The organism is Microbacterium sp. Y832 (genome assembly GCF_057669765.1).
On record NZ_JBYHFM010000003.1, the window covers coordinates 212,756 to 224,185 of the forward strand.

9 protein-coding genes are annotated in these 11,430 nt (G+C 69.1%); 4 read left to right on the plus strand and 5 right to left on the minus strand.

The genetic code is table 11. From position 1 onward, the window contains the following. Window positions 1–93 precede the first annotated feature (93 nt). The 4 genes from AC25YV_RS06730 to AC25YV_RS06745 all read left to right on the plus strand — a co-directional run bounded on the left by AC25YV_RS06730 (window position 94) and on the right by AC25YV_RS06745 (window position 6,057). Window positions 94–3,417 carry a glycosyl hydrolase gene (locus AC25YV_RS06730; protein WP_488123069.1) on the plus strand — a complete coding sequence of 1,108 codons (3,324 nt, stop codon included), beginning with the start codon at window positions 94–96 and terminating at the stop codon, window positions 3,415–3,417. A gap of 110 nt (window positions 3,418–3,527) precedes the next feature. Continuing rightward, window positions 3,528–3,965: an alternative ribosome rescue aminoacyl-tRNA hydrolase ArfB gene (gene arfB / locus AC25YV_RS06735; protein ID WP_488123070.1), complete on the plus strand. Its 438-nt coding sequence runs from the start codon at window positions 3,528–3,530 to the stop codon at window positions 3,963–3,965. A gap of 105 nt (window positions 3,966–4,070) precedes the next feature. Continuing rightward, window positions 4,071–5,270 carry an MFS transporter gene (locus AC25YV_RS06740; protein ID WP_488123071.1) on the plus strand — a complete coding sequence of 400 codons (1,200 nt, stop codon included), beginning with the start codon at window positions 4,071–4,073 and terminating at the stop codon, window positions 5,268–5,270. Window positions 5,271–5,310: 40 nt separating this feature from the next. Then, entirely contained in the window at window positions 5,311–6,057 is a 747-nt protein-coding gene (locus AC25YV_RS06745) for a hypothetical protein (protein ID WP_488123072.1), read from the plus strand. Window positions 6,058–6,066: 9 nt separating this feature from the next. Here AC25YV_RS06745 and AC25YV_RS06750 read toward each other — a convergent pair whose 3' ends face one another. From AC25YV_RS06750 to AC25YV_RS06770, 5 genes are all read right to left on the minus strand, one after another. After that, complete coding sequence (locus AC25YV_RS06750; protein WP_488123073.1) at window positions 6,067–6,324, minus strand: DUF6458 family protein; 258 nt, start codon at window positions 6,322–6,324, stop codon at window positions 6,067–6,069. A gap of 124 nt (window positions 6,325–6,448) precedes the next feature. After that, window positions 6,449–7,210: an SGNH/GDSL hydrolase family protein gene (locus AC25YV_RS06755; protein ID WP_488123074.1), complete on the minus strand. Its 762-nt coding sequence runs from the start codon at window positions 7,208–7,210 to the stop codon at window positions 6,449–6,451. 19 nt (window positions 7,211–7,229) lie between these two features. Continuing rightward, window positions 7,230–8,564, minus strand: coding sequence for an MFS transporter (locus AC25YV_RS06760; RefSeq protein ID WP_488123075.1), 1,335 nt, complete (start codon window positions 8,562–8,564; stop codon window positions 7,230–7,232). Window positions 8,565–8,593: 29 nt separating this feature from the next. Beyond that, window positions 8,594–9,625 carry an LLM class flavin-dependent oxidoreductase gene (locus AC25YV_RS06765; RefSeq protein WP_488123076.1) on the minus strand — a complete coding sequence of 344 codons (1,032 nt, stop codon included), beginning with the start codon at window positions 9,623–9,625 and terminating at the stop codon, window positions 8,594–8,596. 91 nt (window positions 9,626–9,716) lie between these two features. Next, complete coding sequence (locus AC25YV_RS06770; RefSeq protein WP_488123077.1) at window positions 9,717–11,387, minus strand: DUF885 domain-containing protein; 1,671 nt, start codon at window positions 11,385–11,387, stop codon at window positions 9,717–9,719. Window positions 11,388–11,430 lie beyond the last annotated feature (43 nt).

The window sequence follows — 11,430 nt, forward strand, 5'->3', positions numbered from 1 at the left end:
AATTCGCGCCTTACATTCGCCCACAGCCGATTGTAAGGATTCAATTGCGGCCTCGTGCGTGCCCCGCGCGAGCATTTCAAAGGAGAAACGCCCATGACGCCCGACACGCCCGATGCCGCAGGTTCTCGGATCACCCGGCGCCAGCTCATCCAATATTCGGCTCTGGCCGCGGCCGGTCTCGCGATCGCATCGTCCGTATCGACGCCGGGTCGTGCGTCGGCCTTGCCCGCCGTGGCAGGCAGCAGCTTCGGTGCAGGGGCTCGCGTCGGTGCAGCCGCTCAGGGCGCGACCATCGACGGATTCAGTGTTCCCTCCCCCGCGACCGCCGCGCGCTTCCGGTGGTGGTGGCCCAACGCCGAGGTCGACCTGGGCGAGATCGCCGCCGAAGTCAAGACGGTCGCCGACGCCGGCTTCGGCGGTCTGGAGATCTCGGATGTGCACCACAGCGTGAAGGGCGGACTCGACATCGAGCACGCCCCGTGGGGCGGCGAAAAGTGGGTCGCTGCGATGGAAGCCGCGCTGGTCGCAGGTAAAGAGCACGACGTCGAGATCGACATCACCCTCGGACCGTCCTGGCCCGCGGCGCTGCCCGACATCACGCCCCAGTCCGAAGCCGCCATCAAAGAACTCGCCCACGGGTCGGCTGTTCTGACTGCCGGACAGCGCTTCGACGACGTGCTTCCTCAACCCATCGTCGCCGCGCACGCTGGTGTGACCGCGAAGACCCTCATCGCGGTGCAGGCCGCCGAGATCGTCTCGGTCGGCACCCGCACGACGGTGCTGCGTCGGTCGAGCGTGACCGACCTCACCTCACAGGTCACCGGCGGCCGCATCGACTGGACCGCACCCGCCACGGGTGGCTCATGGGTTCTCTTCGCGTATTGGGAGCGGGGCTCGGGTCAGCAGCCCGAGGGTGGTCCGCACACCAATCCCGCGTCGTACGTCGTCGACCACTTCAGCGCGCTCGGCTCGCAGGCGATGATCGACTTCTGGAACGCCAACCTGCTCACGCCTCGCATGAAAGAGTTGCTGCGCGAAGCCGGCGGCACCTTCTTCGAGGACTCGCTCGAGATCGAGACCAAAGCCACGATCTGGACTCCGCGCATCCGAGAAGAGTTCCGCACACGTAAGGGCTACGAACTTCTCCCCCACCTGCCGGTCATCGTCGAGGTCAACGAGAAGTACCTCTACGACTTCGACGACATCGTCACGACGCGCCCGCGCGACGACTTCAACGAGGTCATGAGCGACCTGTATGCCGAGCATCACCTGATCCCGCTTCGGGACTGGGCGCACTCGCTCGGCCTCCAGTACCGCGTGCAGATCTACGGTCTCGAGCAGGACTCGATCCAGCAGGCGTCGATCGTCGACATCCCCGAGTCCGAATCGCTCGGGGCGAAGAATGTCGACGATTACCGACTGCTGGCGAGCGCGCGCGACATCGGCGGCAACACCATCCTCAGCTGCGAAGCGGCCGCCTACCTGAACAAGGCGTACGTCTCGACCTGGCGCAACGACGTGCTCGTCACGGTCGCCGAGATGTTCGGCGGCGGAATCAACCAGGCCGTGTTCCACGGGTTCCCCTACGCCACGGCGCCGGGCGCGACGTGGCCTGGCTTCGCCGCCTTCTCCCCCTACAACGGCGGCGTCGGCTACTCCGAGGCCTGGGGCCCGCGCATGCCCGTGTGGCAGCACATCCCCTCCGTGGCGGCATCCCTCGCGCGCACCCAGTGGGTGCTGCGTCAGGGTCGCGCCGAGTACGACATCGCCTTTTACCGCCAGAAGGGATGGGCGCACACCGGCATCGGCGCGCCGTGGGGAACGGCCGCCGGCATCCCGATCGGCTGGTCGCAGGGGTTCCTCAACGAATCGAGCCTGTTCCTGCCGCTGTCGAAGCTCGAGAACGGTCGCTTCGCTCCGCAGGGCGGCAACTACAAGGCGTTCATCATCGACGTCGACCGCTTTCGCGGCAGCGAGGCGACGATCTCCGTGCGCGCCGCCGAGAAGCTCGTTCACCTGGCGCGGGCAGGGTTCCCGCTCGTGCTGTTCGGCGACTGGAGCAACCCGTCGTCGACGGGATTCACCGATACCGCGACCAACGCCCGGGCCGCCGCCCTCATCGCCGAGCTCAAGGGAGTGCCAACCGTGGCTCAGGCGCCGGCCAACGACGATATCCCGCTCGCGCTCGCGGCGCTCGGGGTCACTCGCGCGGTGAGCCACTCGGCGTCGAACCTCAAGCACGTCCACCGCGTGGACGCAGGGGTCGACTACTACTACCTCGTCAACGGCAAGCACAATCCGGCCAAGGACAAGCTCGTCCGAATCGCCCAGGAGGTCACTCTGACGGCGGCTGACGCCCACTCGGTGCCCTTCGAGCTTGACACCTGGACGGGCGAGGTCCGCCGCATCCCCGTCTTCACCCGCCACGGTGCGAAGATCACCGTCAGCGTCCGTCTGGAGCCCGCCCAGTCGATCGTCGTCGTGCTGGCTCCCGCCGGATGGGCCGACGCCGTCGCCCCGTCGCTGAGTATCGCCGGCACCTCTGCCGACGATGCGTCGATCGCCGCCGACGGCACCGTCATGCTTCACGCCGCGACGGCGGGGATTCACACGGCGACGTTGTCGAACGGGCACGTGGCGAAGGCCATCGTGCCTGCGCTTCCCCCGTCCATCCGGCTCACGAATTGGGCGCTCACGGTCGACGACTGGCAGCCGGTCGATGTCAACGGCACCCAGACGAAGCACGTGTCGCACGAGCTGCAGGTGTCGTCGCTGGCGTCGTGGGCGCAGCTCGGGCTGCCCGAAGCCGCCGGCATCGGAGACTACCGGTCGACCTTCACGCTCGACGCCTCGTGGCGGCCGGGCGAGGGCGGCGTGATGCTGTCACTCGGATCGGTGCTCGACACGTTCCGCGTCTGGGTCAACGACACGCTCGTCGACGGCGTCGACATCACGTCGACCGACGTGGACATCTCCGAGTACGTCATGGCCGGTTCCAACACGGTGCGCGTCGAGGTCGCTTCGCCGCTCATCAACCGCCTGCGTGTCGTCACCCCGAGCGTCTACGGAGTCGTCGGGGTGCAGAACTACGGCCTGATGGGGCCGGTCACGGTCTCGGCATTCGGCAGGGCACCCGTCGAGCAACTGCCGGCGACCGTCGAGGTGACGCCTCGCACGCTCGGCGGCAAGGTCTACCTGTCGGTCGAGGTCACCAACCACGCCGACATCTCCGTCAACGTGAAGGTCACGACACCGTACGGCGGCAAGACGTTCACGCAGATTGCCGCGGGGCACACGGCGGCTGTGTCGGTGAATACGCGTCTCGCCCAGCTCGTTGCCGGCACCGTGACGGTCGACGTGTCTGCGATCATCGCCGGTCAGACGGTCACCGAGACGACCTCGGTGCCCTTCGGCTGACCTTCCCTCCCGTGGGGCCCGTGCCGGACACGCGAGCGCGACTTCGGTCACCGCTCTCCCGGCACGGGCTCTCGCGTGCCGCAACAGCGACAGCAGAGGATGATGGATCCATGCCCGCCGCTCATCGCCCCGGCCTTCGGGTCGACTCGAGGATCACGATTCCCGAGTCCGAGCTGTCGTGGCGGTTCTCACGATCGTCGGGTCCGGGCGGGCAGGGTGTGAACACCGCCGACTCGCGGGTCGAGCTCGTGTGGGATGTCGCCGGCTCGGCGGTTCTCACACCGCTGCAGCGCGAGCGGATCCTCGACCGGCTGAGCGGCAGGCTCGTCGACGGCGTCGTCACGATCGCGGCATCCGAGCATCGCGCACAACTGCGCAATCGGGATGCCGCGCGCACGAGGCTGGCAGAGCTCGTGGCCGACGCCGTCCGGCCGCCCGCGCGTGCGAGACGCGCGACGAAGCCGAGTCGAGGATCGAAGGAGCGGCGCCTCGCGCAGAAGAAGCGCCGCACCGACGTCAAGAAGCTGCGTCGTCCGCCTGCGGACTGACAGGTCCGCGACCACCGCGACGGCGGGGCCAGAGTAACGCCGATCCTCCGCCGACCGTAGACTTCTGCGGTTGCGCGCCACCGGCGCCGAGCACGGGAGACCGCCATGTCCGCTGACCGTCCGTCATACCGGACGGTGCTGCGCACCCCTCACGTCACGCGGGTCTTCGGCGCCAGCATCCTCGGTCGCCTCTCGCTCGCGACGTCCGGCCTCGCTCTCGTACTGCTGCTCGAGCAGTCGACCGGCTCGTTCGCCGTCGCCGGAGCTGTCACGGCGGTGCTCGGGATCGCGAACGTCGTCGCGACGCCGTGGCGTGCGCGGCTCATCGACCGGCGCGGACAGCGCCTCGTGCTCGGAGCGCTCAGCTTCGCGCACGCGCTCTCACTCGTCGCGCTGGGGCTCACGCCGGACGCAGCACTCCCCCTGCTGCTCAACCTCAGTGCGCTCGCCGGGGCGAGCGCACCCCCCTTCGGCGCAGCGATGCGCGTGCTGTGGTCGTCGGCGCTGCCGATCGGCCGCATGCGCACGGCCGGCTTCAGCCTCGACGCCGTCGCCGAAGAAATCACGTTCGCCATCGGTCCCCTCGTCGCCGCGCTCCTCGCGGTGGTCATCGATCCCTTCACGGCGCTCGCCGTCGCCGCCGGCGCCGTGGCTTCGGGTGGTGCGCTGTTCATCCTGAGTCCGCTGTCGCGCGCCCAGCGCGGATCCCACGGCACCGAGCTCGACCGGCACCCCGCCGTGTCGCCGCTGCGATCGAAGGGGTTCGTTCCGGTCGTGCTGGCCATGGCGGCACCGGGGATCGTCCTGGGCTGCGTCGAGATCGCCGCTCCCGCCGTCGCTGTCGCCGAAGCCGACACGCTGCTCTCGGGCTTCCTGCTCGCCCTGTTCGCCGCGGCGAGCGCCGTCGGCGGCCTGGTCTACGGTCGTATTCACCCGCGCGTGCGTCTCGAACGACAACTGCTCGTTCTGGCGCTCGTCCTGCTGACGATCACCGCTGTCACGGGGCTGCTCGGCGGCACGGGCGCCGCGATCATTGGCTTCACGCTGAGCGGGATGTTCGTCGCTCCCCTGCTCATCGTCGGATACCTCGCTGCCGACGCGCGCACCGACGAGCGTGTGCGCACCGAAGCGAGCAGCTGGATCAGCGCCGCCGTCAATCTGGGCGCGGCCGGTGGCGCGCTCGTCTTCGGACTGCTGACGGATGCCAGCGGGCCCGGTGTCGCGCTCGCGCTCACCGCTGCTGCCGGAGTCGTCGTCCTCGCGCTGTGTGCCCCGTCCCTGCTGCGGGCGAAGCGGCACGACTGATCACGCGGTCATCCTCCGGCGATGTGCGACGATGCTTGCGATGGACGACGTGACCCGAGAAGAACTGCGGATGCTCCGCGCACGCGCCTACGGTCCGGACGCCGACATCGGGCTCGATCCCGCAGCGCAGGAGCGTCTCGAAGAGCTGGAACACCGCGCCCAGCGGGCGACGCGGCCAGCCGAGGCCGTCGAGGCGGCGCCGGTCGCCGAACCGTCCCCGCTGCCGCCGACGAACGCCGCCGTCGATGCGGTCACAGATGCAGACGAAGGCCCCGCTGACGATCCTGCGCCTGGGCGCTCACTCCCCCGGAGTACCCTCGCGCTGTGGGCCGGCTCGGTCGTCGTAGCGCTCCTCGTGGGCATCGCCGCGACGGTCGGTGCGTCGAGCATCTCGGCACTCGGACGCGACGCGAATGTCCGTCAGGTCGCGATGTTGCAGGCCGACGCCGGCCTGGAGGGGCCCGCGTTCCTCGGATTCGGCAGCGGAGAAGCTTCCGGCTTCGAGGAGTTCTTCGGCCTGACCCCGTTGCTGCCCGGAGAAGATGTCGCGGGGGGCGCCGACCAGACCTGCATGATGGTGGTTTTCACGAGCGACATCGAGGCCAGCGCCGAGTACATCCAGGGCGCCAGCTATTTGGGCTGCGGAGTCGGCGCGTTCCCGGCGACCGTGCAGATCGCGATCGATGCGGGCATGCCCGACCGATTGCGCGAGCGGTTTCCTGAGGGCAGCGCGCTGCAGTTCGTGCTCGAGGGCGACCGGGTGGTCGTCTTCTCGGACGCGGAGTGAGTCCGCGGGTCAGACGACGTCGCTGTCCGAGCGGGTCGTGCGACGCGTGACCTGCTCCCCCACCGTCGGGTCGACCGACGTGCGGGTCACCGAGTCGGTCTGCCGGCGTCGCGCGAGCATGATGAGCCCGATGATGAATACGACCGCGCCCGCACCCATCAGGATGTAGCCGATCAGATCGAGGTTGACCCACTCGACCTCGACATTGACGGCGAACGCGAGGATCGCGCCGACGACGAACAGCAGTACTCCGGCACCGATGCTCATGTTTCTCCCTCCCGGCACGCGCGACGCGTCCCGTCCTCTACCGATCCTCGGGGATGCCGCGCGACCGGGCCAACCGGTTGACAGGCCCTTCGACGGTCCGTTAGGGCGCGCGGATCGATAGCGCTCAGTGGGAGGTGGGCACGACCTCGCCCCACGTGCCGAATTTCGGCTCGCGGCCGTCGCCCGACGAGGTGCCCGACAGGCGCCGCCGCAGCCACGGACCGACGTGCTCGCGGTAGTACGCAGCACCCCGCGCCCCGATCGGCGCGGCGGTGGGCAGCGACCACCACTCCTGCGGGGGCTCGAAGCCGAGCGCGGTCAGCACCCGCGCGGCGACCCGGTGATGGCCGCGCGAGTTCATGTGCAGGCGGTCCTCCGACCAGTACGGCGCCGTGGACAGCTCGCGGTCTGGCCAGTTGAGTGCACGCACGATATCGGGCCGCTCCGCGATGTGCGCGACGACGGCGGCCGACAGCACATCGCCACGCCGCTGGATGACGCGTCGCAGGGGCAGCTGTCCCGAGGGGTTCGCACCCGACAGCAGAATGAGCTGCACGCCCTCCTCATCGCACCGGCGGATGACCCGGTCGAAGGCTTCCAGCACGTGCGCCATGCTCGTGCGCGGGCGCAGCATGTCGTTGCCGCCGCCGTTGAACGACAGATGCGTCGGCTTCAGGGCGAGGGCGGGCTCGAGCTGCTCATCGACGATCGGCCACACGAGCTTGCCCCGGATCGCGAGATTGGCATATGAGATCGGCTGCCCAGCGGCATCCGCCCAGCCCTGCGCGACGAGATCTGCCCAGCCGCGCACGCGGCCGTCGGGAAGATCGTCGCCCACGCCTTCGGTGAACGAGTCGCCGATGGCGACGTAGCGAACGGGAGTCACTGCACCAGCGTACGGCGGCTCATCGTTCATCCAGCGCGCTTCCGCGTCGATCGACGAGCCCCCACGCCGCGGCGGCCGCGACGACGAAGAAGACCGCGAACAGCACGAAGAGCAGGGGCGCTCCTCCTGCGAGCAGCAGCGGCGGCACGCTCAGCGGCGCGATGATCGACGCGATCCGGCCGACACCGGCCGCCCAGCCCGACCCCGTCGCGCGCAGCGACGTCGGGTACATCTCGGGGGTCACGGCATAGAGCGCCCCCCACGCGCCGAGGTTGAAGAACGACAGCGCCATCCCCGCCGCGATCACCGCCGTCTCGGTCGTGGCCGTGCCGAAGAGGACGGCGGCGGTGGCCGATCCCACGAGGAACACCGACAGCGTCGCCCGGCGACCCCAGACTTCGATGAGCCACGCGGCCACGGCGTACCCGGGCAGCTGCGCGAGGGTGATGATGAGCGTGAATCCGAACGAGCGCACGAGGTCATAGCCCTGCGAGACGAGGATCGACGGGATCCAGATGAAGGCCCCGTAATACGAGAAGTTGACGCAGAACCACACGACCCACAGGCTCAGGGTCCGGACGCGGAACTCCCGCGCCCACAGCGCGCCGACGCGCGATGACAGCGACGTCGCGACGGGGGCGTCCACGACGCTGAGCGTGACCGACGGTGCGGAGACGCCCGCGGACTGCTCGAACGACCGCACGATCTCGTCGGCGCGCGCGTGCTTGCCGCGCCGATTGAGCCATCGCGCCGATTCGGGGAGCCCCAACCGCACGATGATGGCGTAGGCCGCAGGGATCGCGCCGAGCGCGAACGCCCAGCGCCAGCCGTCGTCGGAGCCGGGGATCACGAGGAAGCCGATGAGGGCCGCCGCCGTCCATCCCACCGCCCAGAACGCCTCGAGGATGACGATGAGCCGCCCGCGCATGCGTGCCGGGGCGAACTCGCTCACGTACGTCGACGCGACGGGAAGCTCGGCGCCGAGGCCCAGGCCGACGAGGAATCGCAGCACGAGCAGCGCGGCGAGTCCCCCGACGAGCGCGCTCGCCCCCGTCGCGAGTCCGTAGACGAGCAACGTCGCCGCAAAGACCTGACGCCGCCCGAACCGGTCGGCGAGCAGGCCGCCGACGCTCGCCCCGATCGCCATGCCGATGAATCCCACCGACGCGATCCACGCCGTCTCGCCGGGGTGCAGCGACCACTGCGCGGCCAGCGCCGCGATGACGAACGAGATGAGACCGACGTCCATCGCATCCAGCGCCCAACCGAGCCCCGACCCCGTGAGCACCCGCAGGTGACGCTTCGTGAAGGGCAGGGAGTCGAGGCGCTCGGGAATCGTGGCGGCGTCGGTCATATCGTCATGCTACGGATGCCGCAGTCCCCTCACGACAGCATGTCGCGCACGAGCGGAACGACTTTCGTGCCGTAGAGCTCGATCGAGCGCATCATCTTCTCGTGCGACAGCGTCCCCGTCGAGAACTTCATGTCGAATCGCTGCACCCCCAGCGTGCGGACCGTGTCGGCGATCTTCCGCGCCACGGTCTCGGGCGATCCGGCGTAGACGGCGCCTTCGGGCCCGACATCCTGCTGGAAGCGCAGCCGGTTGTAAGCCGGCCACCCGCGCTCGCGCCCGATGGTGTTGTTGAGCGATTCGAACCCGGGGTAGGCCTCGTCCCACGCCTGCTGATCGGTCTCGGCGATATGACCGGGCGAGTGCACGCCGACAGGCAGCGTCTCGCGACCGAAGGATGCCAGTGAGCGGTGGTACAGGTCGACGAAGGGACGGAAGCGGTGTGCGGGACCACCGATGATGGCGAGCATCAGCCCGTAGCCGTACCGCGCCGTGCGAACGACCGACTCCGGCGATCCGCCGACGCCGACCCATGCCTTGAGGCCGCCCTCGGTCTTGGGGTACACGTCGGCATCCTGCAGCGCGGCGCGCGTCGTGCCCTGCCAGGTGACGGGCTTCTCAGCCATGAGCTGAGAGAACAGGTCGAGCTTCTCTTCGAAGAGCACCTCGTAGTCGCGCAGGTCGTAGCCGAAGAGCGGGAACGATTCGATGAACGACCCGCGGCCGAGAATCACTTCGGCTCGGCCCTTCGAGACGGCATCCAGAGTCGCGAACCGCTCGTACACCCGCACGGGGTCATCGCTCGAGAGGACCGTCACCGCCGTTCCGAGGTGGATCGATGACGTGACCGAAGCCGCCGCGGCGAGTACGATCTCGGGGCTCGAGACAGCGAACTCGGGGCGGTGGTGCTCCCCCACGCCGAAGAAGGACAACCCGACCTCGTCGGCGCGGACCGCCTGGGCGACGACCTGCCGGATCGTCTCCGCATCCGACACGCGTTCACCTGCCGCGTCGATCGTGATGTCGCCGAACGTGTCGAGCCCGAACTGCAGTTCCTGGGTCATGCGTGCACTCCTCTATTCACATGCATGCAAACCGTGCCGCGTGCCGGTGCATTCCCGCGGTGTTCGGGCGACGACGTGAGCCGCCCGCCCGTCAGCGACGGAGGGCAGAGCGCAGCGTGTCGAGCCCTACGCCGCCGACGTCGAGGGCGCGCTTGTGGAACGCCTTGATGTCGAAGGCGTCACCCTCGCGCGCGCGCACGTCGTCTCGCAGCTGCTCCCAGATCCGCTGTCCGACCTTGTACGACGGGGCCTGCCCCGGCCAGCCCAGATACCGGTTGACCTCGAACTGCACGAATTCGTCGGGCATGTTGACGTTGCTGCGCATGAACTCCCGCGCATAGTCGTGGTCCCACGTTCCCTGTCCGTCGAGCCGCGGTTTCTCGAGGTGCACACCGATGTCGAGAACCACACGGGCGGCGCGCATGCGCTGACCGTCCAGCATGCCCAGCCGGTCGGCGGGGTCGTCGAGGTAACCGAGCTCCTGCATGAGGCGTTCGGCGTACAGCGCCCACCCCTCCGCGTGGCCGCTCGTGCCCGCGAGCAGACGGCGCCACGAGTTGAGCTGCGCACGGTTGTAGACCGCCTGCGCGATCTGGAGATGATGGCCGGGCACACCCTCGTGATAGACCGTCGTCAGTTCGCGCCACGTGTCGAACTCGGTGACGCCTTCGGGAACCGACCACCACATGCGGCCGGGTCGTGAGAAGTCGTCAGTCGGGCCCGTGTAGTAGATGCCGCCTTCCTTCGTGGGTGCGATCATGCACTCCAGGCGGCGGATAGGCTCGGCGATGTCGAAGTGCGTGCGTCTGAGCTCGTCGACGGCACGGTCGCTCGTCTCCTGCATCCAGGCCTGCAGCGCCTCGGTGCCGTAGAGCTTGCGCGACGGGTCCTGCTCGAGCAGGGCGACGGCTTCTTCGACGGATGCCCCGGGGGCGATCTCGTTCGCGATCGCCGTCTGCTCGGCCACCATGCGGGCGAGCTCTTGGATGCCCCACTCGTAGGTCTCATCGAGGTCGATCGTCGCGCCGAGAAACCGGCGTGAGTTGAGGGCGTAGAGCTCGCGTCCGACGGCGTCCTTCTCGGTCGCGACCGGTGCGAGCTCGGTCGAGAAGAAGTTCGCGAGGGTTTCGTAGGCGACGCGCGCGGCGCCGGCCCCGTCGGCGATCTCGCGGGCGAGCGACGCGGGAAGCTGCCCCTCTGCCGGCGCCGCCTCACTGGCGAACTCGGCGAAGAACCCGTTGTCGGCCGTATAGCGGGCGATCTGGGTCACGCACTCGACGACCTGACGACGCGCGGGCACCACCCCCTCGGCGATTCCCGTGCGGAGCGTCTCGATGTACCCGTCGATCGCGGCGGGCACGGCGCCGAGCCGTGTCGCGATGGTCGCCCAGTCCTCGGTCTTCGCGGTCGGCATGAGGTCGAACGTCGAGCGGATGTCCTGCACGGGCGATGCGATGACGTTGACGTCGCGCAGATGCTGGCGCGCCTCGTGCAGGGCGAGGTCGAGTTCGAGCTCGCGCGCGAGGTCTTCTTTCGTGACGGCGTCGATCTCGTCGACCGGCTCTGCCCGGCGCAGCTCGGCGAGGGTCGCCCGCGTCGCATCGGCGCGGGCTTCGTGGCCGGCGGGTGAGAAGTCGGCGAGCCGACCGTTGTGCTCGAACCGGCCGATGTAGGTCGCGACGGCAGGGTCGAGCTCGGCGTAGGTGTCGACCCACGCGTCGGCGATCGCGTCGATCGGGGTGGGAGTGCGTGCATCGGTCATGCCTTCGAGCCTAAGCAGTCGCCTGGTGCTTCGACAGTGCCGG

Bases quoted from the DNA above. Each gene is read 5' to 3' on its own strand.
- AC25YV_RS06745 (WP_488123072.1), top strand. From the start codon at position 5,311: ATGGACGACGTGACCCGAGAAGAACTGCGGATGCTCCGCGCACGCGCC.
- AC25YV_RS06730 (WP_488123069.1), top strand. From the start codon at position 94: ATGACGCCCGACACGCCCGATGCCGCAGGTTCTCGGATCACCCGGCGC.
- AC25YV_RS06760 (WP_488123075.1), bottom strand. From the start codon at position 8,564: ATGACCGACGCCGCCACGATTCCCGAGCGCCTCGACTCCCTGCCCTTC.
- AC25YV_RS06750 (WP_488123073.1), bottom strand. From the start codon at position 6,324: ATGAGCATCGGTGCCGGAGTACTGCTGTTCGTCGTCGGCGCGATCCTC.
- AC25YV_RS06765 (WP_488123076.1), bottom strand. From the start codon at position 9,625: ATGACCCAGGAACTGCAGTTCGGGCTCGACACGTTCGGCGACATCACG.
- arfB (WP_488123070.1), top strand. From the start codon at position 3,528: ATGCCCGCCGCTCATCGCCCCGGCCTTCGGGTCGACTCGAGGATCACG.
- AC25YV_RS06740 (WP_488123071.1), top strand. From the start codon at position 4,071: ATGTCCGCTGACCGTCCGTCATACCGGACGGTGCTGCGCACCCCTCAC.
- AC25YV_RS06770 (WP_488123077.1), bottom strand. From the start codon at position 11,387: ATGACCGATGCACGCACTCCCACCCCGATCGACGCGATCGCCGACGCG.